Annotated in this window: 27 protein-coding genes; 11 read left to right on the top strand and 16 right to left on the bottom strand. The window is 73.1% G+C overall.

Annotated features, from left to right (window positions below; all coding sequences use genetic code 11):
* Window positions 1-1050, bottom strand: a 1050-nt coding sequence (locus tag ABYE80_RS04240) for a choice-of-anchor L domain-containing protein (RefSeq protein WP_372788923.1), incomplete at its 3' end; no start/stop codon positions are given.
* A 168-nt stretch (window positions 1051-1218) separates the two neighbouring features.
* Between ABYE80_RS04240 and ABYE80_RS04245 the strand changes: the two genes are divergently transcribed.
* Window positions 1219-1674, top strand: coding sequence for a hypothetical protein (locus ABYE80_RS04245; RefSeq protein WP_372788924.1), 456 nt, complete (start codon window positions 1219-1221; stop codon window positions 1672-1674).
* On the top strand, window positions 1674-1850 hold the full coding sequence (locus tag ABYE80_RS04250) for a hypothetical protein (protein ID WP_372788926.1): 177 nt from the start codon (window positions 1674-1676) through the stop codon (window positions 1848-1850). Before ABYE80_RS04245 ends, ABYE80_RS04250 begins: the two co-directional genes overlap by 1 nt.
* A 27-nt stretch (window positions 1851-1877) precedes the next feature.
* On the opposite strand, the gene ABYE80_RS04255 is transcribed toward ABYE80_RS04250, so the two are convergent.
* Window positions 1878-3671, bottom strand: coding sequence for a serine hydrolase domain-containing protein (locus ABYE80_RS04255; protein ID WP_372788928.1), 1794 nt, complete (start codon window positions 3669-3671; stop codon window positions 1878-1880).
* A gap of 130 nt (window positions 3672-3801) precedes the next feature.
* On the opposite strand from ABYE80_RS04255, the gene ABYE80_RS04260 reads away from it, so the two are divergent.
* On the top strand, window positions 3802-4098 hold the full coding sequence (locus ABYE80_RS04260) for a hypothetical protein (protein WP_372788930.1): 297 nt from the start codon (window positions 3802-3804) through the stop codon (window positions 4096-4098).
* 30 nt (window positions 4099-4128) lie between these two features.
* Here ABYE80_RS04260 and ABYE80_RS04265 read toward each other — a convergent pair whose 3' ends face one another.
* Together ABYE80_RS04265 and ABYE80_RS04270 are read right to left on the bottom strand one after the other, a co-directional pair.
* Window positions 4129-4440, bottom strand: coding sequence for a PilZ domain-containing protein (locus ABYE80_RS04265; protein ID WP_372788932.1), 312 nt, complete (start codon window positions 4438-4440; stop codon window positions 4129-4131).
* A gap of 68 nt (window positions 4441-4508) precedes the next feature.
* Complete coding sequence (locus ABYE80_RS04270) at window positions 4509-5738, bottom strand: trans-acting enoyl reductase family protein (protein ID WP_372788934.1); 1230 nt, start codon at window positions 5736-5738, stop codon at window positions 4509-4511.
* A gap of 66 nt (window positions 5739-5804) precedes the next feature.
* Here ABYE80_RS04270 and ABYE80_RS04275 point away from each other — a divergent pair, with 66 nt between their 5' ends.
* Window positions 5805-6656: a DUF5718 family protein gene (locus ABYE80_RS04275; RefSeq protein ID WP_372788936.1), complete on the top strand. Its 852-nt coding sequence runs from the start codon at window positions 5805-5807 to the stop codon at window positions 6654-6656.
* Here the strand turns inward: ABYE80_RS04275 and ABYE80_RS04280 are convergent.
* Together ABYE80_RS04280 and ABYE80_RS04285 are read right to left on the bottom strand one after the other, a co-directional pair.
* Entirely contained in the window at window positions 6653-6940 is a 288-nt protein-coding gene (locus ABYE80_RS04280) for an EscU/YscU/HrcU family type III secretion system export apparatus switch protein (RefSeq protein WP_372788938.1), read from the bottom strand. The genes ABYE80_RS04275 and ABYE80_RS04280 overlap by 4 nt on opposite strands.
* The gene (locus ABYE80_RS04285; protein ID WP_372788940.1) at window positions 6933-7574 is read right to left on the bottom strand and encodes a hypothetical protein; all 642 of its coding nucleotides are present in this window, start codon (window positions 7572-7574) and stop codon (window positions 6933-6935) included. Before ABYE80_RS04285 ends, ABYE80_RS04280 begins: the two co-directional genes overlap by 8 nt.
* A 67-nt stretch (window positions 7575-7641) precedes the next feature.
* On the opposite strand from ABYE80_RS04285, the gene ABYE80_RS04290 reads away from it, so the two are divergent.
* Complete coding sequence (locus ABYE80_RS04290) at window positions 7642-8571, top strand: hypothetical protein (RefSeq protein ID WP_372788942.1); 930 nt, start codon at window positions 7642-7644, stop codon at window positions 8569-8571.
* A 34-nt stretch (window positions 8572-8605) separates the two neighbouring features.
* Here ABYE80_RS04290 and ABYE80_RS04295 read toward each other — a convergent pair whose 3' ends face one another.
* Window positions 8606-8938 carry a hypothetical protein gene (locus ABYE80_RS04295; RefSeq protein WP_372788944.1) on the bottom strand — a complete coding sequence of 111 codons (333 nt, stop codon included), beginning with the start codon at window positions 8936-8938 and terminating at the stop codon, window positions 8606-8608.
* Window positions 8939-8955: 17 nt separating this feature from the next.
* Window positions 8956-9195: a hypothetical protein gene (locus tag ABYE80_RS04300; protein ID WP_372788945.1), complete on the bottom strand. Its 240-nt coding sequence runs from the start codon at window positions 9193-9195 to the stop codon at window positions 8956-8958.
* 174 nt (window positions 9196-9369) lie between these two features.
* Here ABYE80_RS04300 and ABYE80_RS04305 point away from each other — a divergent pair, with 174 nt between their 5' ends.
* Both ABYE80_RS04305 and ABYE80_RS04310 read left to right on the top strand, forming a co-directional pair.
* Entirely contained in the window at window positions 9370-10017 is a 648-nt protein-coding gene (locus ABYE80_RS04305) for an aminotransferase class IV (protein WP_372788947.1), read from the top strand.
* Window positions 10018-10060: 43 nt separating this feature from the next.
* Window positions 10061-10885 (top strand): universal stress protein, encoded by an 825-nt coding sequence (locus tag ABYE80_RS04310; protein WP_372788948.1) that lies wholly within the window; start codon window positions 10061-10063, stop codon window positions 10883-10885.
* Here ABYE80_RS04310 and ABYE80_RS04315 read toward each other — a convergent pair.
* On the bottom strand, window positions 10882-12099 hold the full coding sequence (locus ABYE80_RS04315) for a 2-oxo acid dehydrogenase subunit E2 (protein WP_372788950.1): 1218 nt from the start codon (window positions 12097-12099) through the stop codon (window positions 10882-10884). The genes ABYE80_RS04310 and ABYE80_RS04315 overlap by 4 nt on opposite strands.
* Complete coding sequence (aceE, locus tag ABYE80_RS04320; RefSeq protein WP_372788952.1) at window positions 12099-14741, bottom strand: pyruvate dehydrogenase (acetyl-transferring), homodimeric type; 2643 nt, start codon at window positions 14739-14741, stop codon at window positions 12099-12101. Before aceE ends, ABYE80_RS04315 begins: the two co-directional genes overlap by 1 nt.
* Before the next feature lie 84 nt (window positions 14742-14825).
* Between aceE and ABYE80_RS04325 the strand changes: the two genes are divergently transcribed.
* Window positions 14826-15359: a YceI family protein gene (locus ABYE80_RS04325; RefSeq protein WP_372788954.1), complete on the top strand. Its 534-nt coding sequence runs from the start codon at window positions 14826-14828 to the stop codon at window positions 15357-15359.
* A 12-nt stretch (window positions 15360-15371) separates the two neighbouring features.
* On the opposite strand, the gene ABYE80_RS04330 is transcribed toward ABYE80_RS04325, so the two are convergent.
* From ABYE80_RS04330 to ABYE80_RS04350, 5 genes are read right to left on the bottom strand one after another with little or no spacing between them, the layout of a single operon-like run.
* Window positions 15372-17783, bottom strand: coding sequence for an FtsX-like permease family protein (locus tag ABYE80_RS04330; RefSeq protein ID WP_372788955.1), 2412 nt, complete (start codon window positions 17781-17783; stop codon window positions 15372-15374).
* 7 nt (window positions 17784-17790) lie between these two features.
* Window positions 17791-18510: an ABC transporter ATP-binding protein gene (locus ABYE80_RS04335; RefSeq protein WP_372788956.1), complete on the bottom strand. Its 720-nt coding sequence runs from the start codon at window positions 18508-18510 to the stop codon at window positions 17791-17793.
* The gene (locus tag ABYE80_RS04340) at window positions 18507-19544 is read right to left on the bottom strand and encodes a hypothetical protein (RefSeq protein WP_372788957.1); all 1038 of its coding nucleotides are present in this window, start codon (window positions 19542-19544) and stop codon (window positions 18507-18509) included. Before ABYE80_RS04340 ends, ABYE80_RS04335 begins: the two co-directional genes overlap by 4 nt.
* Complete coding sequence (locus tag ABYE80_RS04345) at window positions 19541-20719, bottom strand: M20 family metallopeptidase (RefSeq protein ID WP_372788958.1); 1179 nt, start codon at window positions 20717-20719, stop codon at window positions 19541-19543. The genes ABYE80_RS04340 and ABYE80_RS04345 overlap by 4 nt, the downstream gene beginning before the upstream one ends.
* Before the next feature lie 4 nt (window positions 20720-20723).
* Window positions 20724-21332 (bottom strand): flavin reductase family protein, encoded by a 609-nt coding sequence (locus ABYE80_RS04350; RefSeq protein ID WP_372788960.1) that lies wholly within the window; start codon window positions 21330-21332, stop codon window positions 20724-20726.
* A 132-nt stretch (window positions 21333-21464) separates the two neighbouring features.
* Here ABYE80_RS04350 and ABYE80_RS04355 point away from each other — a divergent pair, with 132 nt between their 5' ends.
* From ABYE80_RS04355 to ABYE80_RS04365, 3 genes are read left to right on the top strand one after another with little or no spacing between them, the layout of a single operon-like run.
* The gene (locus ABYE80_RS04355; protein ID WP_372788962.1) at window positions 21465-22649 is read left to right on the top strand and encodes an alkane 1-monooxygenase; all 1185 of its coding nucleotides are present in this window, start codon (window positions 21465-21467) and stop codon (window positions 22647-22649) included.
* Window positions 22646-22819, top strand: a complete 174-nt coding sequence (locus ABYE80_RS04360) for a rubredoxin (protein ID WP_372788964.1) — start codon at window positions 22646-22648, stop codon at window positions 22817-22819. The genes ABYE80_RS04355 and ABYE80_RS04360 overlap by 4 nt, the downstream gene beginning before the upstream one ends.
* Complete coding sequence (locus ABYE80_RS04365; RefSeq protein ID WP_372788966.1) at window positions 22816-23412, top strand: TetR/AcrR family transcriptional regulator; 597 nt, start codon at window positions 22816-22818, stop codon at window positions 23410-23412. The genes ABYE80_RS04360 and ABYE80_RS04365 overlap by 4 nt, the downstream gene beginning before the upstream one ends.
* Before the next feature lie 11 nt (window positions 23413-23423).
* On the opposite strand, the gene ABYE80_RS04370 is transcribed toward ABYE80_RS04365, so the two are convergent.
* The gene (locus tag ABYE80_RS04370; protein ID WP_372788968.1) at window positions 23424-24440 is read right to left on the bottom strand and encodes a hypothetical protein; all 1017 of its coding nucleotides are present in this window, start codon (window positions 24438-24440) and stop codon (window positions 23424-23426) included.
* Between the last annotated feature and the right edge of the window lie 258 nt (window positions 24441-24698).

Here is a 24698-nt window from a genome sequence, read left to right on the forward strand (position 1 = left end):
CACCATGCTGCCGCGCGGTCGGGCGGTGCGCCGCCACTTCTTCTTGTAGCGGACGTAGACCCGCACGCGCTTGCCGTTGACGTACACCGACGCCCAGTCGTAGACGACGCCCTTCTTGCGTCGCAGGCGGATCTTGAACAGACGCCGACTCGTGCACTTCTTCGTGCTCGGCATGCTGACCACGCCGTTCTTGCCGAACGCCGGAGGCGTCGAGGCGGCCCCGACCGGCGCGACCGTGGGGGGCGCGGTCGTCGCCCCTGCGGTGCAACCGCCGGCGGACGCGGTGCGCGCGACCAGGTTGTCGATGAAGACCGTCGAGTCCAGCGAGGCGTCGCCCTGGTCGAAGAGGGAGAAGTACAGCGAGTGCGCTCCCGGGGTGACCGTGGACGACGCGTGCAGCAGCACGGTTCCCGCGTCGTAGGTCGTGCCGACGGCGTTCTCCGCCGAGACCGAGGTCGGTCCCGTGGCGTTGATGCTGATCACGTTCCCCGCCGGATCGAACGCGATGTTGTCCGGCGCGGTGATCGCCGAGCCCGCGGTCGTCCACGTGGTCTTGTCGAGCTCTGCGATGAACGCGTCGTTGTAGGAACGCCCGACGTACTCGGGGTACTCCTCGGAGAAGAAGCGGAAGTCGAAGGACACGCAGTTCGCCCCGCTGGGGATGGTGAAGTCGACCTTCAGCACGACGGTGTCGCGGTCGCTGCCGCCCCGGCCCGGTCCTCCGTTGCTCGAGGAGGTGTTGCCGCCCTGCATGGTGCTCGGGGCCTTGGTCACGTCGCCGGTGGACATGACCGCGAACGTCCCGCCGGACGTCGGGAATCCGGACAGCGCGGCGTCGCCGTACCCCACCGGCGCGCCGCTCGGGGGCAGCATCGCGAAGCTGGCCCCGGTGAGCACGAGGCCTCCGGTCTTGCCCCCGTCGGCCATCGCCCCCGCCAACGCGCCGGGAGAGCCGTTGGCCACCACCGCGGCGCCCGCCGGGGGCGCTGCTGTCAGCACGGCAGCAGTTCCGGCGACGCCGAGCAGGACTCGGCCGAATCGAGGTCTCATGCACGCATCGTGAAGGGGCCGCGGCACGACGACCATGGGATCGATCCACGAACCGGTGTGGAGAACTGCGGATCGACACCCGAGCTTCGGTCACCGATACCGGGAGGCCCGTAATTCCCGCGCGCCTCGTCGGTTGTCCCGGCACGACCCCGACCAGGAGGAGCCCCGATGATCGATCAGCAGGCCTACGCCGAGAAGGCCCACGCCGCCGCCCAGGACTTCCTGGGGGATGAACCCGTCCTCGCCGCCATGCACTGCAGCCGCGGAGGGGGCTGGGGCGCCCTCGCCGCCTCCCAGGTGTCGCCGCTCGTGGGCACCCTCATGAGCCGCAAGGACATGCAGCGCGCGGGTGGTCTGCCCCAGATGTTCCTCGTGGCCCTGACGCCCACGCATCTGGTGGCGCTCAAGCTGCCGATGATGAACCTCAACGCCGGCAAGGTGCGCGTCGTCAAGGAGATCGCGCGGTGGAACCGGTCCGGGCTGCGGATCAGCACCGAGGAGGTGTTCCACGGCACGCAGCTGCTCGTGGAGCCCGCCGACGGTCCCCCGGTGGTCATCAAGGGGCCCCCGGGCGAGATCACCAGCAACCTCGTCGGCCTCGCGACCCGGACGGACGTGGCCTGATGCCCGCGCGCATGATCACCACGTGCCTCGTCGGCGTCGCCGTCATCGCCGGCGCCGTGCTCGGCGCCGGCATGCTGCTCGGCCTCGAGGACCCGACCAGGCTGCGACCGGTCGCGGGCCTGGCGTGCATCGGGTTCGTCATGGCGGTGGTGGAGCGCGCCTCGCGGCGCGCCTGAGACAGCCGTGCCGCGCGCCGGCCGCCGTCAGCGCAGGGGCATCCGGCGTGTGGCCCGCAGCCGAGCGGTGTCGCTCCCGTCCGCGGTCGCGCGAACGGTCAGCACCGCACGGCGCACGCCACGCAGCCACCGCAGGCCCTCGCGCGTCAGCGGAACCGACACCATCCGCGCGGGTCCGGGGCGGACCACGAGCCGCCGCGAGGCGACCCACAGCGTCCGCGTGCCGGACCCACGGGTCCGGCGAACCCGCTGCGACGCGCTGAGCTTCACCGTCATCGTGCGTCCCGATGCTCCGACCCGGACGCGCAGCGCGCGGCGTCGCAGCGCCAGGGCGCGCGACCGGCCGCCGGTCCGTCCGAGCCGCAGGCGCTCGCGCACGGCTGCCGGCTTGCCGCAGGTGCCGAGGTGCGCCGCGACGGCGCGGTACATCTGGTTCCACTCCTCCCCCGCGAACTCGGTCCCGAAGGCGTAGGCATCCGGGTCGTCGGCGGGCTTGTCCCCTGGCCGCGTGTCGAGACCGAACGCGTGCGACAGGCGCACCCCCGTCAGGCAGTGGTCGGGCGAGACGGAGATCTTCTGGCCCTGGAAGCCCGAGGCCTGGTAGCTGCCGGGTGTCGGGCCGGCCCACCACTGGTAGGCGTAGCGCCGCCTGGAGACCTCGGTCATCGTCGTGGACTCCCGCGTCCACGCCTCCGGGACGACCTGCACGCCGTCGGGGGTGCGACCACCGTGGCGGAACAGCTCGCCGAACCGCGCCAGGTCGAAGACCCGCGAGTACAGCCCCTGCGACGCGATGGCGTCGCCGACGCGGTCGGTGAGGATGCGAGCGTCGCCCGCCATGCCGGCGGGCTGCCACAGCTTCTCCGAGACGATCTCGTTGAACGGCTTGCCGTAGACGGTCTCCGCCAGCCAGGCCAGCACCTGGGTGTTCCCGCTGTTGTAGGAGAACTTCGTGCCCTGCTCGGCGACCTTGGGGAGCGACTTCAGGAACGCGTTGCGGCCCTGTCCCAGTTGCCCGTCGGTGACGAGGTCGAGCGCGGCCTGGATCCACTGCTCCACCTGGGTGTTGACCACCAGGACGGGCGTGTCCTCGTCCCAGTGCACGCCGGACTCCATCTGCAGCAGGTTCTGGATCGTCACCCCCTCCCAGGCGGTGCCGCGCAGCTCGGTGACGTACCGGTCGATCGGGTCGTCGACGGATCGCACGCGACCCTCGTCGATCGCGATGCCGACCACCGCCGAGATGAAGGACTTCGTGACCGACCACGGCTGGTGGCGGACGTCCGGGGACCAGCCGTTCTCGTAGAAGTCGGCGATGATGCGGCCGTCGTGGACGAAGGCGACGATGTCGGTCTCCGTCGTGCGCAGGAACTGCCTGATGGTCTTGGGCCGACCCTGCCACTCGTAGGTGATCTTCGACAGGTCGAGGTCCTGCCGCGGCAGCGCCGAGGGACGCGGACCGTTCGCGATCGGCGAGGTCGGCAGGAACGCCTCGGGCTTCACGACATCGATCGGGGTCGGCAGGATGATCGAGCCCGACTGCAGGAGGTTGGTGACCGCGGCCACCCAGAAGTCCGGGTCGAGCATCACGTCCGCGCGACCGCTGAGCAGCTCCCCGGCGCCCGGCACGTTGAAGGCCGGGTCGATGGTGCCCGCCGGGTCCGGGTCGTCCCGCAGCGAGGCCCCCGGGATCTGCGCGACCACGGCCCGTGCGACGGCGTCGGGGACCGCGTGGCCCGATGCCCGCGCCTGCGCCGGTGAGGGCACCGCCGCGGCCACCGCGAGGCCCACCGCCACCAGCACTCCGATCCTGCTGCTCATCGTCCGTCCTCCCGACCCGCTCGACCCGTCCAGTGAACGCCATCGTACAGACGGTGGGACGATCGGTCCCGCTCGCGGCCCTCGCGGCGGCCGGGGCATGAGCCGCGCCCGGGCGGGGTAGCCCGTGACCATGACCCTCACCCCAGCCTCGTTCATCCGTCGCAAGGCCACGAAGGCCGTCGTCGCCCACTCGGCACACGGCGCCCTGTCGAAGGCGCGCCGCAAGCCCGCGCGCTCGGTGACGCTCATCGGCGCAGGCGCGATCGTCGGCCTCGTCACCGGCTTCCTCGCGGGCCGCCGCAGGGCTCCAGGCCTGGGCCCGATGTCCCCCGCCCCCGCAGAGGGTCAGGCCGGACACCCGGATCCCGTCGCGCCGCCGACCGCCCCGGGTCCGGCGCCGGGACCCGTCACCGTGGCCGGCGGCTGATCCGGGGCGCCACCGCGCGCGGTCTCGACCTCAGTGCGCGGCGACGTACTCGCTGAGCGCCGCGAGGTCCTGCTCGGCGAGACGCTCGAAGCGCAGGGCGTACTGGCTGCGCGGGTGCAGCCGCATCACGCGGGCGTCCCCGTCGACGGTGCGTCCCTCGTCGAGCATCATGTCGAAGTGCAGCACCTCGTCGACGCGGAGCGGGCGCACGGTCGCGACACGCATGCCCCCCGCTCCGAGATCGACGGTGCGGGCTGCGACCGGCCCGCCGTAGGCACGTTCCAGGCGCACGTCGACGTCCACGGCCACCCGGGGGTTGGTACGGCGGTCGATGGCACTCACCGCACCATCCTCCCCCACCGTCACCCGCCTGGCTAGGGGGACGAACGTCCACCCGTGGGGGCGGTGCGTCAGTCCACCTCGTAGGTGTGCCCGGCGGCCCGCAGCCGGGAGACAAGGGCGTCGCCCATCGCCGTCGCCGGGGTGAGCACGCCGGCGACGTCCGGCAACCGGTCCCCGTCGAACGCCAGGCACAACGCGCTCTCGCCGAGCATCACGGCGGTCGCCGCGTATCCCGGGTCGCCCGGGGCGCCGACGCGGCACACGAGCCGCTTCCCGCTGCTGGTGCGCGCGTGCACGTCGATACGGAAGAACCCCTTTCGGCGGGCCTCCTCGCTCGGGCCTTCCCCCGGGTCGGGGAGGAGCCGGTCCAGCACCTTGCGGGTCGGCGGCAGCGCGAGTCCCGCGACCAGCGCCCCGAGGCCACCGGCGACCGCCGCGGCCTTGACGGGCCCCAGCGGCAGACCCCCCATCAGCATCAGCTCGCGGTAGCGCATCTCGCGCCCGTAGGCGAAGCCCATCAGCGCGTTGGAACGACGTACCACCCGCGTGTTCACCGACCCCATGAAGAAGGGGGCGAGCCACCCGCCCAGCTCCTCGTCGTGCACGATCCCCGACGGATCGCGCTCGTCGCCGAGGTCGGGCTCGGCCGTGCGGTCCGGGCTCAGCCCGTAGGGGTCCAGGAGGATGCGCCGAGCCTTGCGGTCCGCCCGTGCGGCGTCGATCTGGCCGGCGAGCGAGGCGATCGTGCCCCCGCTCGCGCCGCCCTTGACCGCCTTCACGACATAGTCGGTCTGCTGCAGCGACCCCGCATCGCGGTCGCGCGCGGCCTCGTGCAGCAGGAGCACCCCGAGGTCGGACGGGATCGAGTCGAACCCGCAGGTGTGCACGATCCGGGCGCCACTGCCGATCGCCTGCTCGTGCGCGAGGTCGATGCTGTCACGCATGAACAGCACCTCGCCGGTGAGGTCCGCGTAGTGCGTGCCGGCGGCGGCGCAGGCCTCGACCAGCGGCAGGCCGTATCGCTGGTACGGGCCCACCGTGGTGGCGACCACCGTGGTGGAGGAGGCGAGCGACGCCATCTCCCCCGCGTTCAGGCTGTCGGCCTCGATCAGCGGCCACTCCGCGGCCCGCGGTCCCAGCGCGGCACGCGTCTGCTCCAGTCGGGCCCGGGAGCGCCCCGCGAGCGCGATCCGCGCATCGGCCGGCGCCGACTCCGCGAGGTACGCGGCGGTCAGGCGCCCCACGAACCCGGTGGCTCCGAAGAGCACGATGTCATGGTCTCGGCTGGTATCGGTCACCGGACAACCGTACTGCGGCGGCCGTCGCCGGGCTCCCGGGGCAGGCGGGCACCTAGGATCCGGTCGATGAACCTCGATCTGGACGCGCTCCGCTCGGCCTTCGGGCTCGGCGTGGCCGGCAACTTCGCCGGGCATCTCGAGCAGGCGGGCGAAGCGGGCGACTTCGCGTCGGTCGACGCACCCGCCGCTGCTCCGAAGGGCATCTTCCCCTGGTACGCGCCCCGCTCCACGACGTTCCTCTCGCAGTTCCCGCTCTCCAGCGACCGCACGGTGCTCCCGCCGTCGGACACGCCGCTGCACCTGCAGATCGAGCCCGAGGTCGCCGTCCTGTTCCAGGCGAGCTACGACGCGGACGGCGCGGTCGGCGGGTTGACCGCGACCGGCGTCGCTGCCTTCAACGACTGCTCGATCCGCCGACCGGGGGCGGCGAAGATCAGCCACAAGAAGAACTGGGGGCCCGCCTCGAAGGGCCTGGCGAGGACGGGGTTCGCCGTCACGGAGATCGAGCCCGACGGCGCGACCGCCGATCTGCGACTGGCCTGCTTCCTGCGGCGCGGCGAGCGGGTGGACGCCTACGGGGTCGACAGTCCCGTGCCCGGCTACACCTACTACGGCTCGAGGCTCGTCGACTGGCTGGTCGATCGCCTGCGCCGGCAGCACGGCGCGCCGGACACCCCGCTCGAGGACGTCGGCGCGCTCCTGCGCGAGAACGGGTGTCCGCCCCTGCTGGTCGTCGGCATCGGCGCGACCCGCTACACGACGCTGGGCGAGTCGACGTTCCTGGAGGCCGGGGACGCCTCCGTGGTCATCGTGTACGACGCGTCGTGCACCACCCCGGAGGGCGTCGCTCGCGCCGTGGAGCGCCACGAGGAGGACGCGCTGCCTCGGGCGTCGGTCCTGCGACAGACCGTGTCCTAGGCTCCTTCGGCCCGGTCCGCCGGCTCGCGGCCGATCCGGTAGGCCCACACGAGGGCCTCGGCGACCGCCGCGTACAGGTCCGGCGGGATCTCGACGTCCAACTCCAGCTGCGCGAGGGCCTGGTGCAGCGCCGGGTCCTCGCGGACGGGCACGCCGTGGTCGCGGGCGAGCTCGAGGATCCTGTCCGCGACGTGGCCCGCGCCACGGGCCACGACCCGAGGCGCATGGTCGCTGCCCGCCTCGTACCGCAGGGCCGTGACCCGGCGGCCGCCGTCCTCAGGCACGGAGGTCGAGGTCGCGGTGGACGGGGTGCACCGACACGGCCATCGGGCGCCCGGTGGCCGCCGTCAACGCTCCGGACAGCTCGCCGATCGCGGCGAGCACCGCGGCGTGCGGGGCGCCCGCCGTGCACGAGACCGCACAGCTCGCGGCGTCCAGCCGCAGGGTCAGGCGGCCGAGCGTCGGGCTGTCCACCCGTAGCGTGATGGCCTGGGCGGCCGGGCGCGCTCCCGCCTCGTCGTCCTCCCGCGGTGCCTCGACGAACACCTGCGCGGCCAGCCCGCCCGGCAGGACGAACGCGGGCGACGCCGCCGTCTGCGCGGGGGTGGGCGGCGTGGCCGCCGCGGTGTCCGCCCGGGCCGCTACCGCCGAGCCCTCCGGGTCAGCGGCCGCCGGAGCCCTCGCGAGGATCGAGAGCACCGCCTTGTCCGCGGACCTCCCGGTGACGCGCAGGCGCAGGCGCGCACCCTCCTCGACGTCGGGCGGGAGCTCGGCGACGACGGGCACGCCCGCGAGGACCAGCAGCCCGAGCCCCTTGTGGCGCTCCGCGACGACGCCGGTGAGCGACATCCCGGGCCGCAGGACGAGGTCGGGCAGCCCGGGGCACAGGAGGACGGGTTGAAGGGCGACGGTCTGCACGCTCTCGACGGGTACTCGACCGGCACCGGCGAAGCTGAAGGCTCCGGTGCTCTAGCGTGGGGCGAGGATGGACCGTGATCTGCTCGACGAGGCCCAGCGCCTGCTCGCCGACCTGGCGACCGGCCCGCTCCCGACGGGCGACCAGGACACGGGCCGCGTGCTCGGCGACGTCGCTCGCCGGGCCGCGGAGCTGGTCGGCCCGGGCGCCCGAGGCAGCCTGCTCCGCGGCGCGGCTTCGAGCACCGACCCGCACGAGGCCGCCGCGCTCGCGCTCGCCGCCGCGGTGTGCGGCAGCACGATGCTCGAGCTCGCCGACGATCTCGCGACCTTCGCGGCCGTGGCCACCGGCGCGGCCACGGCGGTTCCCAACGTCGCCCTCGCCGAGCCGGGGGCGGGACCCGTGACCGCCCTGCTGGACGGCAGCAGGGCCGGCGTGCCCGCACCGCGTCCGCAGCGGCTGACCGAGGTGTACGTGGCGGGCATGCTGGTGCGTGTCAACAGCCGAGCGGTGTCGCTCGACGACGGCCTGGCGGCGACGGCACGCGTGCAGTCGGCGTGCGCCGCCGTTGACGCGCTCGACCTCGACGAGTTCCTGCGGCACGTCTACCGCGACGCGCTCCACCGGGCCGCGCTCGACGAGCCGGCGGCCCGGGCAGCACTCGCGGCCGGGACGCTTCCCCTGAACGTCCTGCAGAGGATCACCGGCGGCATCCTCGCGGAGGACCGTGCGGTCGCCCGGAAGGGCTGGACACGAGCGGCGGCGGTTCTCCTGGCGGTCTCACACGCGGCGGGGTTGCAGCTGTCCACCGCGGAGGTCCGCGGGACCGCGTCGCGCCTGGCCAGCGATCCCGCGCTGCTCGGTCGGCCCGAGACGACCATCACCGACCTGCTGACCACCGTGCTCGGACTGCAGGCGGCGATCGCGCTCGGCGGCGCCGGGGACGATGCGCCCGTCCGGCACCTGCTGGCGCGGGTCGTCGCGCACATCGCCGCCTGACGTCGACGTCAGGCGGCGGGCGCCCGACCGCCGGTCAGACGATCTCGCTCCCGGGGCGCCCGATGGCGTCCTCGACGATCTCGTCGCGCCGGAGCACCCGTCGCCCGTCACCGTCCAGCACCGTGAAGCGCAGTTGCCGGCCCGCCCGTTCGCACCCGACGACCAGCAGGGCGCCGTCCGGCACCACCCCGGCCAGCGCACCCCCCTGCTGCAGGGCGAGGTCCGATCGTGCGACGACCATCGGCCCGGTGAGGAATCCGCCGTCCGGCGTCTGCACCAGCGCCGCCCAGGACGGGTTGCCGGCCTCGATCAGCAGGGTGCGCGCATGGTCGACGGCGCGCTCGGCGAGACTGCTCTCAGGCCCCATGGCAGTGGAATAGCACGTCAGGCGAGTCCGAGCACGATCATGCTGACGGTCGCCAGCGCCACGCTGATCACCAGCAGACCGCCGGCCATGGTCTGCAGCACGCGGTCCTCGTCGCTGAAGGCCAGCCCGACCAGCCGCTGCTGCGCCCACCGGAAGAGGAGCCCGGCGGCGGCCGCGCTCGCCGCGAACGTCACGAGCGGACCGAGGCTGCCGCCCAGGATCGCGATGCCGAGCACGGTCAGGACCGCGACGATCATCGCGAGGACGAGGTAGATCGCGAGGATCCGGCGGGCGGGCGTGAGTCCCGCCTGTCCACGACCTCCTTCGGGTCCCGCGGCCGGGGCCGGCGACCGTGGCGGGCGTTGACGCTCGGACGGCGGGAGGCGAGAACGGGAACGGCGGCCCATGGGCCGCCAGACTACGCTGCGCGGGTGTCGAACGTGCCCGCCGCCGCCCTGCGTCCCGATGGCCCCACACGGCCGGACCCGGCTCGCGGCGTCGGCGCGACACTGCTCGTCGCGGGCGGTCGGGTGCACGACCTCGACGCACACCTCCGCCGCCTCGCGGAGAGCGCGGGGTCCGCGTTCGGCGTGCGCCCGCCGGGCGATCTCCGGGAGGAGTTGCTGAGGCTCGGCGCGGCCGGGGCGCGGGTCCGCGTCCAGGTGCGCCCGGACGGCAGCACGCGGGTGAGCTCCTTCCCGTTCACGCCGCCCGTGCCGACCGACGTACCGGTGCGTCTGGTGCCCTTCGTGCTGCCGGGTGGGCTGGGGAAGCACTCCTGGAACGACCGCCGTCTGGCCGACGACCTCCGGGCGCGGGCCGGCGACGGGGCCGTGCCCCTGCTCGTGGAGCCCGACGGCGAGGTCCTCGAGGCGGTCGGCGCCGCCGTGCTCCTGATCGAGGGTGACCGGCTCATCGGAGCGCCCCTGGACGACCGACGGCTGCCGGCGGTCAGCGCGTCCCGACTTCCGGTGGTCGCGCGGCAGCCGTTCGATCTCGGTCGGCTCGAGCGCGCGGACCGGGTCGTCATCACGTCCTCGCTGAACGGGGTGCAGGTCGCGGCGTTCTCGGGGGTGTGACCGCGGTTCTCCGGCCGGATCGAGTGAGTAGGCTGGGGGTGTGTTGAACGCCCTGATCGGATTCGACGAGTCGGCCGACGCCGTCGCCGCCCTCCATGCCGCCACCGCGCTCCTGCCGCCGGCCGCGGCGACCGTCCTGCACGTCCGCGGCGTGCCCCACGGGGACGAGTCCCCGGTCGAGGAGGCGCGCGAGGAGGCGGAGTCCCTCGCGATCGCGGATCGCGGCGCGGCCCTCGTCCGATCCGCGGGCTGGCGGGCCGACAGCGCCAGCACCAGCTCCTTCGGCGGCGCCTGGGATCAGATCCTCCGGGTCGCCGACGAGGTCCAGGCCGAGGTGATCGTCCTCGGTGCGCGGGGCCTCAAGGGCCTGCCCGCCGTCCTGGGCAGCGTCTCCGACGCGGTCGTGCACCGCGCGTCGCAGCCGACCCTGGTGGTGCCGTCGCCCGGTGACGGGGAGCAGGTCCCGCTCGACGGACCGGTGCTCGTGGCCTACGACGGAACGCCGGGTGCACGCGCGGCGCTGGACGCCGCGACGACGCTCATCAGCTCCCGGGAGCTGCTGGTGTGCCATGTCGGAGGAGCCGGCGAGCCGGACGCCGACCCCGTCGTGACCGAGGCGATCGACCTCGCGCGCGCCGCAGGCGCACGGGCCCGCGCGGTACCGGCGCTGTCCGGCCATGCGGCTCCCGGCCTCTCGGGCCGCGCGTGGCGCGCCCTCGCGGACACCGCGCAGGAGCACGGGGCCGCGGTCGTGGTCGTGGGTTCGCGCGGTCGCTCAGCGGCGAGCGAGGTCGTGCTCGGCAGCGTAGCGATGGGTGTCCTGCACCACGCGAAGCGGCCCGTGATCGTCGCCCCGCCCGCCGCCTAGAGCAACGCTCGCCGCAGATCTGCCAGCACCTTGGCGAGGTGCGCGCAGAAGCGCGCGGCGGCGGCGCCGTCGATCACGCGGTGGTCGTAGGAGAGCGACAGCGGGAGCATCAGCCGCGGCACGAACTCCGACCCGTCCCAGACCGGTCTCATCGCGCTGCGCACCACCCCGAGGATGGCGACCTGCGGCGGGTTGACGATCGGGGTGAACCCCGTGCCGCCGATCCCGCCGAGCGAGCTGATCGTGAACACGGCGCCGCTCATCTCCTTCGGCGACAGCTTGCCCGCACGGGCCTTGCCCGACAGCTCCGTGAGCTCGCCGGCCAGGGCCAGGATGCCCTTGTGCGGGACGTCGCGCACGACCGGGACGACCAACCCGTTCGGGGTGTCGGCCGCGAAGCCGATGTGCAGGTCGGGCTTGACCACCAGCTCGTCCCCGTCCAGCGACGAGGCGAACCGCGGGAACTCCTGGAGGGTGGCGGCACACGCCTTGAGCAGCAGCGCGACCATCGTCACCTTCACGTCGGACTGCTCGGCGTTCAAGCGCTTGCGGAACGCCTCCAGCTCGGTGATGTCGGCGTCCTCGTGGTGCGTGACGTGCGGGATGGTCTGCCACGCCTGTTGCAGGTTCGTCGCGGCGAACCTCTGGATCTTGGTGAGCGCGACGCGCTGCACCTCGCCCGGGGCTCGGGGCGCCGCCTGCGCCCCGGACGCGGGGGCCGGACCGGCGTCGGCGGTGGCCTGCACGTCCTCCTTCGTGATGCGGCCCTTGCGCCCGCTCCCGTGCACGGTGCTCAGGTCCACGCCGAGGTCGCTGGCCATGCGCCGTGCGACCGGGCTCGCGTAGGCGGGCTCGTCACCGCCGGCGGGCGGCGGCGCCTCCGCCGGAACCTGCTCGCGGGCGTCGCCGTTGGCCGACGGCGTCGGCGCCTGCGCGGCGTCCTTCGCCGGTGCGGCCGGCGGATCAGCCGCATCCGCGTCGCCCTCGGTCGGCTCGAGCATGAGGATCACGCTGCCCTCGGAGACCGTGTCCCCGACGGAGACCTTCAGCTCCTTGACGACGCCGGCCGCCGGAGCGGGGACCTCGAGGGTCGCCTTGTCGGACTCGATCTCCACGAGCGGGTCCTCGACGGCGACCGTGTCACCGACCGCCACGAGGATCGCGACGATCGGGATGTCGGTGAAGTCCCCGATGTCGGGTACTGCGACTTCCATCAGCGACGCCACGGGACCTCCTGGTCGGGATCGATGCCGTACTTGGTGATCGCGGCGGTCGCGTCGTCGGCCCGCCCGAGCGCGGTGAGGGCCGCCACGACGACGTGCTGGCGATCCACCTCGAAGAACCTCCGCAACGCGACCCGGTAGTCGCTGCGACCGAACCCGTCGGTGCCGAGCACGGTGTACGGCGCGGCGATCCAGGGCCGGATCTGCTCGGGGAGCGCCCGGATGTAGTCGGTGGACGCCACGACCGGCGCCGCACCCGGCAGGCACTCCTCGACGTACGCCCGCTGCGGGTCGGCGCCGGGATGCAGGCGGTTGTGGCGCTCGCTCGTCTGCCCGTCGCGGGCCAGCTCGGTGAAGGACGTGACGCTCCAGACCTCGGAGTCCACGTCCCACTCGTCGCGGAGCATCTCCGCCGCGGCCAGGGACTCGCGCAGGATCGTGCCCGAGCCCAGCAGCCGGACGGCCGCCTCGGAGTCCGCCTCGCGCACGCGGTACATCCCCCGCAGGATGCCCTCCTCGGTGCCCTCCGGGAGCGCGGGCTGCGGGTAGTTCTCGTTCATCAGCGTCACGTAGTAGAAGACGTCCTGGCGCTCGGCCACCATCCGCCGCAGCCCGTCCTGGATGATCACCGCGACCTCGTAGCCGTACGCGGGGTCGTACGCGATGCAGTTGGGGATCGTGAGCGCCTGCAGGTGGCTGTGACCGTCCTCGTGCTGCAGGCCCTCGCCGTTCAGCGTGGTGCGTCCGGCGGTCCCCCCGAGCAGGAAGCCGCGCGAGCGGCTGTCGCCCGCCGCCCAGGCGAGGTCACCGATCCGCTGGAACCCGAACATCGAGTAGTAGATGTAGAACGGGACCATCGGGACGCCGTGGTTGGCGTACGACGTCGCGGCCGCGATCCAGGCGGACATCGCGCCGGCCTCGTTGATCCCCTCCTGCAGGATCTGGCCGGCTTTGTCCTCCTTGTAGAACATGAGCTGCTCGGCGTCCTCGGGCTGGTACAGCTGCCCCACCTGGCTGAAGATGCCGAGCTGGCGGAACATGCCCTCCATGCCGAACGTGCGCGACTCGTCGGCGACGATCGGCACCACGTGGCGGCCGATCGCCTTGTCGCGGATGATCGCGGCGAGCACCCGCACGAACGCCATCGTGGTGGAGATCTCGCGTTCACCGCTGCCGTCCAGCACGGTCTGGAACGCCGTCAGGTCGGGGACCTCGAGCGGCTCGGCCGTCACCTTGCGGACGGGCAGGCTGCCGCCCAGCAGCTTGCGACGCTCCCGCAGGTAGGCGATGGCGGCATCGTCCTCGTCGGGCTTGAGGAACGCCTTGCTGCGCACCTCGTCGTCGGACAGGGGCAGGTCGAAGCGGTCGCGGAAGGCCAGCAGCGCGGCGTCGTCCATCTTCTTCTGCTGGTGCGTGATGTTCTGGCCCTCACCGGCCTTGCCCATGCCGTAGCCCTTGACGGTCTTCGCGAGGATCACGGTCGGCTGGCCGGTGTGCGCGACCGCCGCGGCGTACGCGGCGTGGACCTTGTGCGGGTCGTGGCCGCCCCGGTTGAGCGCCCAGATCTCCTCGTCGCTCATGTCCGCGACCATCGCGCGGAGCTCCGGGGAGGTCCCGAAGAAGTGCTCGCGGACGAACGCGCCGTCGCGGGACTTGTAGGCCTGGTAGTCGCCGTCGACCGCCTCCTGCATCCGCTTGCGCAGGTGCCCGTCGGTGTCGGCCTCCAGCAGCGGGTCCCAGCGGGAACCCCAGATGACCTTGATGACGTTCCACCCGGCGCCGCGGAAGTTGGTCTCCAGCTCCTGGATGATCTTGCCGTTGCCGCGCACGGGACCGTCGAGGCGCTGCAGGTTGCAGTTGATGACGAACACGAGGTTGTCGAGACGCTCGCGGCCGGCGAGGGAGATCGCCCCCATCGACTCGGGCTCGTCCATCTCCCCGTCCCCCATGAACGCCCAGACCTTGCGCTTGGAGGTGTCGGTCAAGCCGCGCCCGGTGAGGTACTTCATGAAGTGCGCCTGGTGGATCGCCATCAGGGGCCCGAGGCCCATCGAGACCGTCGGGAACTGCCAGAAGTCCGGCATCAGCCACGGATGGGGGTAGGACGAGAGCCCCGGCTGCGACGGGTCGGTCTCCTGGCGGAAGCGCCGCATCTGGTCCTCGGTCAGCCGGCCCTCGAGGAACGCCCGGGCGTACACGCCCGGCGAGGAGTGACCCTGGATGTAGACGAGATCGCCACCGTGCGCCGGTGACGGCGCGTGCCAGAAGTGGTTGAAGCCGACCTCGTAGAGCGTGGCGGCCGACTGGTAGGACGCGATGTGGCCACCGAGCTCGGACGACTCCGCGTTGGCCTGGAGCACGAGCGCGGTGGCGTTCCAGCGGATCAGCGACCGCAGGTCGTGCTCGATCGCGGGATCGCCGGGCATCTTGGGCTCGGCGGCGGTCGGGATCGTGTTGACGTAGGGCGTGTTGAGGTGGGCCCGCAGCGGGACCCCGGCCTCGTGCGCGGCGCTGCGCACCTCGTCGAGCAGGCGACGGGCGCGCTCGGGGCCGTCGTTGCGGACGACGGCCTGCAGCGACTCGATCCACTCGCGGGTCTCGGCGGGGTCGATGTCCGGTTCTGGCGTGCTCATCCCTACGTCGCACCCTAAGGGGTGGCGAACCTCCGCTGGAGAACTTCCCGCCGGACGGGCGGTTCCCAGGGCTAGGCTGGTCGCATGTCGCACCTTCGCGTCGGACCCGACCACGGCTCGATCACCGTGCACACGTTCCGGGAGGGCAGGGCCCGCCGCGTCGGCCACGATCTCGTCCTCGCCGTCGAGCAGTGGACCGCGACGGTCGCCGTCGACGACGCGGGCGCGATCACCGCGCTGTCGCTCGACATCGACGCGCGGTCCCTGCGGGTCCTCGAGGGCCTGGGAGGCCTCAAGCCGCTGAGCGACAAGGACCGCCGGGACATCCGGGGCACGATCGACGCCGAGGTGCTGGGCGGGCAGCCGATCACGTTCCGGTGCGACGCCGTCGAGCGTGCCGGGGACCGGATGACGATGCCCGGGGAGCTGACGGTCGCCGGACGGACGCGGACCGTGGCCCCACACGTCGCCGCAGGACCCGACGGGCGCGTGAGCGGGACGATCCCGCTGGTCCAGTCCGACTGGGGCATCCGTCCCTACAGCACCATGATGGGGGCGCTCAAGGTCCGTGACGCCGTCGATGTCGTCGTCGATGTCCGGCTGCCCCAGGAGGCATGACGTCCGGTCGGCTCACTCCATCGTGCGCAGGGTCGACGGGACGTCCATGCGCCGCATCCGGCGCAGCGTCGCCAGCGGAGCCGCGGTCACGGCGAGGACGCCCACGGCAAGCGTGATCGCCAGCGACGACGCCTGGAACGCGAGGCGCGTGCTGAGGTCCGGGAACGTGTCGGCCAGCAGCGACGTCACGATCCAGTTGGCGACCGCGGTGCCGAGCGCGAGGCCCACCAGCGTCCCGAGCACGCCGATCACGAGGGACTCGGTCATGGACACCCGCAGCCCGTAGCGGGCGGGCAGACCGAACGCGAACATCGTCGCGTACTCCCTGCGGCGTTCCTCGAGGGAGATGCTGGTGGACGTGAACGCGACGAGTGTCGCGAGCCCGAGCGTGATGAAGACGACGATGCGGATCGCTGCGCCGAACGCGTCGATCGTCGTGCGGAGCGCCTCCACCTCGGCGACGGCCGGCGCGACCGAGGCGATCCCGGGCCGGCCGAACAGCGCGCGCTGCAGCGCGCCGTCCGCCGCCTGCGACCCGGGTCGCAGCGTGACCCGGGGCGCGACTCCCCCCAGGCCGAGCCCCTCCCGGGTGGCGCCGTTGGCGTACACGGCCACGCGCACCGGGTTCGGGTGCAGCCCGATCACGCGGACGGTGCTCCGCCCGTCCGCGAGCCGCCCGCCGTCCCGGCGCGGGTGCTCCAGCTGCACCGTGTCGCCGACCCCGACACCGAGGTCCCGAGCCGCCTTCTCGGCCAGGAGCACCCCCGTGCCGCTGCGCGACCCGTCGGAGGCGACGGGTGCCCAGATGCTCGAGTCGGCGTCGTAGGAGAGCAGGGCGACCGGGAACGAGACGCCCGCGTGGCGCACCCGGCCCTCGACCGCCAGCCCGGGTTCGGCGGCGGCCACGCCGGGCGTCGCCGCGAGGGCCTGCAGGCGCCGGTCCGTCGTGGGGACCGGCGCACTCAGCGCGACCTCCAACCGCTCCGGGGACGAGCGCAGCAGGTCGGTCTCCTGCCGCGCCGCGATGTCGTCGATCGCATCGACCATCCCCAGGACCGCCACGACGGCGGTGATCGTCGCCCCGAGCCCGACGACGGTCATGAGGGTGCGGCGCGGAGTCCGGGCGAGGTTGCGCAGCGGAAGCGCGGCTATCGGGCGACCGGGCAGCCGTCGCAGGCGGCCGACGGCCCCGGCCGACCCCGCGCTCCGGTGCCCGGTGCGGATCGCCTCCACCGGGTCGACGCCCACCGCCCGGTGGATCGGCCACACGCTCGCCAGGACGGGGATCGCGACGCCGAGGATCGCGGCCCCGACGTAGAGACCGACAGGGACGCTCGACGCGTACACCGGCAGGGGCAGGAAGTCGCGCACGAGGCCCCGGATGAGCTCGGAGAGCGCGAGCCCCACGGGCACGCCCAGCGCCGCGCCGAGCGTCCCGATCTGCAGTCCGAGGACCAGCGGTCGACGTGCGAGCAGACCGGGCTCGGCTCCCAGCGCCATGCCGATGCCGATCTCACGCCGCTGCGCCTCGACGACGCGGCTGACGAGGTTGAAGGCCGCGAGGGTCGCTCCGGCGAGGAGGATGAAGGCGAACGCCCAGTAGGTCTTCTGGTCGTTGCGCGCGTCGCGGTACTGGATGCGCGTGGCCCCTTCGTCCGCGCCGAGCGTGACGGTCGTCGCGACCCCGGGCAGCGCGGTGCGCCCCGCGCGACGCACCTCGGTCGCGAGCGTCCGAGGATCGCTGCCCGGCCCGGCGCGCACGACGAGCTCGTTGACCTCGTCGCCTCGTCCGGCGGCGCGCTGCGCGAGCGCCAGCGGCGCGTAGACCACCGCGAGGGCGCTCTCCCCTCCCGTGATGTCGCCGCTGCCCACGATGACGACGTACTGCGGCGTGACCCCGAGGCCGGAGTAGCGGACCGCCCCGACGCCCGCCAGGCGCACCGTGCCGGTCACGGGCAGGCCGTAGTGCCGCGCGAAGTTCCAGTCCAGGACCACCGGTCGGTCCGGCCGCGGCGCGCCGCCCTCGCGGATCGACAGCGCATCGACCGTCCGGCCGCCCGCCGGGGACGGGATCCCGATCACGCGGGCGGGGACGAGCACGGGATCGCCGGCCCGCGACGCATCGATCTGCGAACCCACGACGAGCCGCTCCTCCGCGGCCGCGACCGTGCCGCGCGGAAGCCCGCCCAGGGCGCTCGCGAGCGCTCCCCGCGGCGCGTAGGACCCGTCCGCCAGGTCCAGGCGAACATCGTGCGCGCGCAGCGCGCTCAGGCTCGCGGTGGTGGAGTCCTCACGCCACTGACGCATGCCTCCCAGGCCCGCGAACGCACCGATGCCGACGGCCAGGATGAGCGCGGTGGTGAGCACCTGCGTCCAGTGCGACCGGAGATCACGCCAGTACCACCGCAGCCACAGGCCTCGCACGGCCCGCTCACCACCGTAGGCGCGTCAGGTCCACGGTGCCTCCCGCTGGAGGCCCGTCGGAGACGATCCGTCCACTGGACAGCTCGATCACGCGGTGCGCGGCCCGCGCGATCTCGCGGTTGTGCGTCACGACCAGCACGCAGCGGCCCTCGTGGGCCTGCTGGTGCAGCAGCCCGAGGATCTGGACGCCGGTGGTGAAGTCCAGCTCACCGGTCGGCTCGTCGGCCAGCAGCACCGGGCTCCCGGTCGCCAGCGCGCGGGCGATCGCGACGCGCTGCTGCTCACCTCCGGAGAGCTCGTGCGGGAAGTGCCGGACGCGTTCGGCGAGCCCGACCTGCTCGAGCGTGCTCACCGCGAGCTCATGCCCCCCGTCGACGCCGGCCACGTCGATCCCGAACTCGACGTTCTCCGCCGCGGTCAGGGCCGGGAACAGGTTGAAGGTCTGGAAGATGAAGCCGATCGTCTCCCGCCGGAAGCGGAAGCGCTCCTTGCGTCCGGCGCCGGTGAGGTCCCGTCCGGCGACCAGCAGCCTGCCGCTGGTCGGCGTGTCGAGCGCGCCGATCATGTTCAGCAGCGTGGTCTTGCCGCAACCGGACGGCCCGAGGATGACGGTGAACTCGCCGGGCAGGATCTCCAGCGAGACGTCCGCGAGCGCGGTGACGGTGACCTCGCCGAGGGTGTAGCTGCGGGTGACGTGCTCGAGGGTGACGATCGGGGCCGCCGTCATGCGCGGGCGGCGGGTCGGCGCGCCCCGACGGCCACCTTCGCCTCGAGCAGCTCCTGCAACGACGGCCCCGACGCGGGATCGAGCAGGTTCAGCGCGGGGATGCCGGCGAGTCGCTCCACGAGCGCGATGCCCGCGTCGGTGCTGGTGGCGCGGCCCGAGACCAGGTCCGGGCGGGTCTCGAACGCGGTCATGACGCCGACGACCGCGTACGGGTCGGAGGCGCACAGCACCGTGCACAGCACGTGCGGACCCAGCTCCCGGACGGCGACGGCGCCGTTGTACGGCTCCAGGGGCGAGGCGCCCGCCTCGACGACGACGACGTCCGGGCGCACTCTCGCCAGCCGCGCCATGACCGTGCGCAGGGCCCGGGTGTAGGTGGGCTCGTCGACCACGGTCGAGGGCAGGCCACCGTCGATGAAGTCCGCGATCACGTCGGCCCCCGCGTCGGACATCGCGAGGATGTCGCGGTAGCGGGCCACCCCGGTCAGCTTCGCGCCGCCGACGCGCAGCCCCATCCCCTTGAGGCCGCGGACGATCGCCTTCGCCGCGACCGTCTTCCCCGCGTCCATCGAGGTCCCGATGATCAGGATGACCGGCGGCGGTGGATCGTCCCCGGTCTCGACCCGGACGTAGTCGCTCATCGTCCGCCGCTGACCGTCCCGCGTCACGTGACCGCAGTAGCGCAGGGCCGGCAGCGCCTTCAGGGAGACGGCCTTGCTGGTCAGTCGCCCGAAGATCCCCGCCGGGGTCAGGGAGTGCATGAGCAGATCGCCGCCGACCGCCTCCCAGTCGCCGGTGGCTTCCAGGGTCGCCGCGCGGCGGCCGAGGGCGCCGATGACGACGTCCCCGGCGTTCGCCTCCACCATGCGGCCGTGCGGGTTCTCGACCACGTACGGGACCCCGGGGCCGGGCAGCAGCTCGGCCCCGACGTAGTCGCCCGTCTCCCACTCCGTCCGCGGGAGCGGCTGGAGGTCGAACGGCTCGTCGGCGAAGTCGGCGATGCGGGTGGTGCTGGACAGGACGTAGTGGCTCATGGCGTCCTCGCGGTCGGGTCGGGGGCGGGCAGCATCAGGAGCGCGGCGAGCAGGGCCGCGCGCTGTGGCATGTGGGTCAGGACGACGTGCTCGTCGACCGCGTGGGCGCCGGCCCCCACCGCCCCGAGCCCGTCGAGCGTCGCGGTGTAGAGGCTCGTGGTGTTGCCGTCCGAGGCGCCGCCGACCGCGGCCTGGGAGAGCGCGAACCCGAGCTCGTCCGCGGCCTGCCGTGCGGCGTCCCAGAGCTCGACGTTGCGCTGCGTGGGCTCCAGCGGCGGACGTCCGAACGCCCCCTGGACGGTGACGGTCGCCCCCTCCTGCACCGGGGTGAGGCCATGCAGGGCCTGCTCGATCTCCGCCCCGTCGCGGGCGGTGGGCACGCGGACCTCCACGACGGCCGTGACCTCCGGCGCCACGACGTTGGGTCCCATGCCGCCGTCGATCGTCCCCACGTTCACCGTGATCCCGCGTTCGGGGTCGTTGAGCTCGAAGAGGCGCTGCACCTGATGGGACGCCTCCAGGATCGCGCTCACCCCCGCCTCCGGCGCGAGCCCTGCGTGGCTGGCCTTGCCGGTGATCGTGACGGTGAAGCGACCGATCCCCTTGCGGGACGTCTTGAGCCTGCCCTGGGCCCCGAACGGCGGCTCGAGCACGAACGCGCGGACGGCGCGCTCGGCGAGCCTGACCAGGTGCGGGCGCGACTCGCGGCTGCCGACCTCCTCGTCGCTGTTGATCAGGACCACGGGGGCGACGGCCGGAGCCAGGTCACGCTCGCGCAGCGCGCGCAGCGCGAAGAGCATCTGGACCAGCCCGCCCTTCATGTCGAAGGCACCGGGCCCGGCGAGCTCGTCCCCGGCCCGGGTGGCGGGACGTTCGTCGACCGTCCCGAGCGGCCAGACCGTGTCCATGTGCCCGACCAGCAGCTGGTAGTCCTCCGTGTCCGCGCCCCACCGCGGGTGGGCCTCGAGGTGATCCCCGGACCTCACCCCGGGCAGTCGCAGGACCTCGTAGTCGAGGCCCTCCAGGGTCTCGGCGAGCAGCCGGAACGCCCTGGCGAGCGCGTCGCGATCGCTGGACGGGGATTCGCAGTCGACCAGGCGCTGCAGCGTCTCGGTCATCTCGTCCGCGTGGGACTGCAACCACCCGGCGACGTCCTGCAGCTGCTCCGTGGTCACCGCGTCACCGCCGGAAGTCGGCCGGGAACGGGAACGAGAGGCTCTGCTCCACGCTCGCGAAGCGCCCAGGGTCGAGGTAGGCCAGGACGGGGGCGTCGTGGATGAGGTCGCCGTCGTCGAGCTCGGCGTCGCGCAGCCACGGCTCGGCGACCGCAGCCGCGACGACCCTGCCGACCAGCAGCGTGTTGTCCCCGAAGCCGTCGACCACGCGGTCGAGATCGCACTCCAGCCACGCCGCCGCGCCCTCCACGAGCACGCCGTCCACCTTCTCGGCCGCCCGCGTGCGGAGCGCCGCGAGGCTCGGCTTGAGGTCGTCGGGCCGCCGTCCGCCGGCAGCCATGCTGATCTGCAGGAACTGCTCGGCGCGCGGGAAGCTCACCGTGAACTCCCCCGTGCGCTGTGCGTTGCCCTGCGTGGCGTGGCGGGGACTGCACACGAAGCCGAAGTAGTTCTGCCACCCGAGCGGCATCGCCATGTGCTTGGGGGCGAGGTCCTCGCGCCCGTCGGCTTCGCGCGTCCCGACGATCACGAGCGGCGCGACGCGGAAGAACCGGTCCCAGATCGGTGCGGCGGTCGACAGGCTGACGATGGGTGGGTCGGGGTCGGTCGGCACCCTCCGAACGTAGGTCGCACGGGACGCGGACGCATCCGGGAGAAGTGCCTGACGGTGATGGGACTTCTACGCCCGCTGTCGCGTGAGTCCTCCGGCTTGCCGGCTTTACACGCGGCGGCTATCGTGTCCAACATGTCCACCGCTACGCCCCCTGTGTCAACCGAAGCACTCGAGGTCCCGACGTGGACCGACGGCAAGCGCTACGCCTGGCTGCTGGGCCTGATCGTCCCGATCGCCCCGTTCATCGCCCTGGGGCTCTACGAGGCGACCGACCTCGCCGTCGTCTGGTTCTTCGCTCCCCTGCTGGTCTTCGGTGTCATGCCGCTACTGGACACGCTCATCGGGACGGACGCCGAGAACCCGCCGGACAGCGTCCTGAAGTGGCTGGAGCACGACCGCTACTACCGCTGGTGCACCTACGCGTTCATCCCGCTGCAGTACGCCGCGCTCGTGCTGGCCGCGGCGCTCTGGGCGTCCGGGGACCTCGGTGTCCTCGCGACGGTCGGCCTCACCTGGACCATCGGCATCGTCAACGGCATCGGCATCAACACCGCGCACGAGCTCGGCCACAAGCGGGCCCGCCTGGAGCGGTGGCTGAGCAAGGTCGCGCTCGCGCCGACCGGCTACGGGCACTTCTTCATCGAGCACAACCGCGGGCACCACGTACGGGTCGCGACCCCCGAGGACCCGGCCTCGTCGCGCATGGGCGAGAGCTTCTGGGCGTTCCTCCCGCGCACGGTCGCCGGGTCACTGACCTCCAGCTGGGAGCTGGAGGCGCAGCGACTACGCCGGACGGGCAGCGGCCCCCTCACGATCAAGAACGACATCCTGAACGCCTGGCTCATGACGGTCGTGCTCTTCGGCGCGCTCACCATCGCCTTCGGTCCCGTCGTGCTGCCCTACCTGCTCGTCCAGGCCGTGCTGGGCTTCTCGCTGCTGGAGGTCGTCAACTACCTCGAGCACTACGGCCTGCTGCGCGACAAGCGCGAGGACGGCCGGTACGTCCGCACAGCCCCCGAGCACAGCTGGAACGCCAACAACGTCGCCTCCAACGTGTTCCTCTACCACCTGCAGCGGCACAGCGACCACCACGCCAACCCGATCCGCCGCTACCAGGCGTTGCGGCACTTCGACGAGGCGCCGCAGCTCCCGACCGGATACGCCGGGATGATCGTCCTCGCGTCCGTCCCCCCGCTGTGGCGCCGCGTCATGGACCCGAGGGTGGTCGCCCACTACGGTGGCGACGTGACGCGCGCCAACCTCCACCCGCGCAAGCGCGAGCGCATCCTTGCCCGGTACGGGGCGGGCGCCACGTGAGCGCCTGGCGCTGCCCGGGCTGCGGGTACGAGTACGACGAGGCGACGGGCAACCCTCGGGAGGGCTTCCCCCCCGGCACGCCCTGGAGCGCGGTGCCCGACGACTGGGCGTGCCCCGACTGCGCGGTCCGCGAGAAGGTCGACTTCGAGCCGGTCGACGCGTCCGCGTGACCCCGCCCGTCCCCTACCCCGTCGCGGCGAAGGCGCTGCTGCGCGAGACGACGTTCGCCGCGGTGCGCGAGCTCCTGGTCGATCGCGACTGGGGCGCGGTGAAGATGGCCGAGATCGCCGCCGGGGCCGGCGTCAGCCGCCAGACGCTCTACAACGAGTTCGGGTCGAGGGAGGCGCTCGCCCAGGCGTTCATCCTGGCGGAGGTCGAGCTGTTCGTCTCGGCGGTGCGCGGCGCGGTCACCGCCAACGCCGACAACCCGACCGCCGCGCTCAGCGCGGCCTTCCAGGTGTTCCTCGAGGCGGCCGAGCACGATCCGCTCGTGCGCGCGATCGTGGCCGGCGACGGCACCGACGGGCTCCTCGCCCTGGTCACGACCCACGGCGAGCCGGTGCTGGAGCGGGCCACCGCCCAGCTGTGCGCCGTGCTCCAGGAGTACTGGCCCGCGGCCTCCGCGACGGATGCGCGGCTGCTGGCGGACGCCGTCGTGCGCCTGGCGATCAGCTACGCCGCGCTGCCGGGCGGCCCCTCAGGCGTGACGGCGGCGTCCGTCGGAGAGCTGCTCGGGCCCTTCATCGAGCGCGCGCTGCGCTGAGGCCTCGCGGGTCAGAGCGCGGCCTTGATCGCCTGCTCGAAGGCGGCGAAGCCGAAGGACCCCTCGAGCCGGGCCGCGATCGTGCCGTCCTTGCGGATGGTGAACAGCCATGGCTCCGTCGGCAGGTTGAAGGCCTGCAGCGGCGGACGCAGGCCCTTGTTCAGCTCGTTGTCGACGTAGACCTCCTGGTGGATGAAGGTCATCCGGTCCCCGTAGGACTTCTTGAGCTGCAGGGCGATGTCGGCCACCGGACCGCACACCCGCGACTGGCAGAGCTGCGGGGTGGCGAACAGCAGGGCCACCGGTTCCTTCCCGACGACGTCCTTCAGGCTCACCTCGTGCATGTCGGAGGGCGGCAGCCGCGTGTCGATCTTGGAGAGGTCTCCCCCGGCCGACGCCGCGGTGTCGGTCTCGACCGCGGGAGCCTTCTCGCCGGGCGCAGGCACCGGATCGTCCTTCGGGTCGACCACCGTGATCTCGGCCGTCGCGCCGACGAGGTCGGCCTTGACCTTGCTCACCACGAGCACCTTGTAGGTCCCGGGCCTCGCCTCCAGGGTCGCGGCGTAGACGGCCGCGAAGGGATCCTTCTCGCTGGCGGCCTGGCGGCTGCGGAACGGAGGATCGGTGACGAGCAGGTCGGCCGGCGCGGGGAACGGACCGGCCGCCTTGCCGTTCTCGGAGCGGGCGAGGTACACGACGGTGGGTGCGTAGACGAAGGCGTTCTCACCGTCGAGCACGCCGAAGCCCAGCCGCGGGGACGGGGCGGGCAGGATGCTCGTGGCCAGGCCGACCGAGGTTCCGGTCCCGTTCAGGCCGTCGGCCACCTGGCGCAGGGTCCGGCCCTCGGTCGCCGGGAAGTCGGCAGGGTCGACCTTCGTCGCCCGCGCGAGCTCCTGGCGGAGCTCCGCGGACGCCGGGCCCCGGGGCGCGGGGCTCTCGCCCGACCCCGTGGTCGTGTCGTCGCCGCCCCCGCAGCCGGCGAGCAGCAGCAGGGGCAGGACGAGGAACAGGCGACGGACGGCGGGCATCCGCACATGATCGCGATTCGCGCCGTCGAGCACGCTTTCCCCGTCGTGTAGCCTCGTTGGTCCGGCGGGCCGCCTACTCGACCGGGACCCTTCGGGGTCCGACCGCGCAACGCACCGGGCCTCGTGTCCGGTGGACAGTCCGGTGGTCGGGAGTGTCACGCCGCCCAGGCAGACACAGATCATCAGTCCTGGGACGTTTGTAGTTCGAGGTGGCCATCGTCGGGCGGTAGGGGCGGGTCCTTCGCGGCCCGCCCGCCC

The sequence above is a fragment of the Paraconexibacter sp. genome (assembly GCF_041602235.1).
GTDB lineage: Bacteria > Actinomycetota > Thermoleophilia > Solirubrobacterales > Solirubrobacteraceae > Paraconexibacter.

Excerpts from the sequence above, each read along its gene's own strand:
- ABYE80_RS04300 (WP_372788945.1), bottom strand. The coding sequence starts at position 9,195 with ATGATCGTCGCGGTCCTGACCGTGCTCGGCATCGCGATCCTGGGCGGC.
- ABYE80_RS04340 (WP_372788957.1), bottom strand. The coding sequence starts at position 19,544 with ATGAGCCACTACGTCCTGTCCAGCACCACCCGCATCGCCGACTTCGCC.
- ABYE80_RS04245 (WP_372788924.1), top strand. The coding sequence starts at position 1,219 with ATGATCGATCAGCAGGCCTACGCCGAGAAGGCCCACGCCGCCGCCCAG.
- ABYE80_RS04295 (WP_372788944.1), bottom strand. The coding sequence starts at position 8,938 with ATGGGGCCTGAGAGCAGTCTCGCCGAGCGCGCCGTCGACCATGCGCGC.
- ABYE80_RS04355 (WP_372788962.1), top strand. The coding sequence starts at position 21,465 with ATGTCCACCGCTACGCCCCCTGTGTCAACCGAAGCACTCGAGGTCCCG.
- ABYE80_RS04370 (WP_372788968.1), bottom strand. The coding sequence starts at position 24,440 with ATGCCCGCCGTCCGTCGCCTGTTCCTCGTCCTGCCCCTGCTGCTGCTC.
- ABYE80_RS04260 (WP_372788930.1), top strand. The coding sequence starts at position 3,802 with ATGACCCTCACCCCAGCCTCGTTCATCCGTCGCAAGGCCACGAAGGCC.
- ABYE80_RS04290 (WP_372788942.1), top strand. The coding sequence starts at position 7,642 with ATGGACCGTGATCTGCTCGACGAGGCCCAGCGCCTGCTCGCCGACCTG.
- ABYE80_RS04315 (WP_372788950.1), bottom strand. The coding sequence starts at position 12,099 with ATGGAAGTCGCAGTACCCGACATCGGGGACTTCACCGACATCCCGATC.
- ABYE80_RS04250 (WP_372788926.1), top strand. The coding sequence starts at position 1,674 with ATGCCCGCGCGCATGATCACCACGTGCCTCGTCGGCGTCGCCGTCATC.
- ABYE80_RS04275 (WP_372788936.1), top strand. The coding sequence starts at position 5,805 with ATGAACCTCGATCTGGACGCGCTCCGCTCGGCCTTCGGGCTCGGCGTG.
- ABYE80_RS04325 (WP_372788954.1), top strand. The coding sequence starts at position 14,826 with ATGTCGCACCTTCGCGTCGGACCCGACCACGGCTCGATCACCGTGCAC.
- aceE (WP_372788952.1), bottom strand. The coding sequence starts at position 14,741 with ATGAGCACGCCAGAACCGGACATCGACCCCGCCGAGACCCGCGAGTGG.
- ABYE80_RS04255 (WP_372788928.1), bottom strand. The coding sequence starts at position 3,671 with ATGAGCAGCAGGATCGGAGTGCTGGTGGCGGTGGGCCTCGCGGTGGCC.
- ABYE80_RS04335 (WP_372788956.1), bottom strand. The coding sequence starts at position 18,510 with ATGACGGCGGCCCCGATCGTCACCCTCGAGCACGTCACCCGCAGCTAC.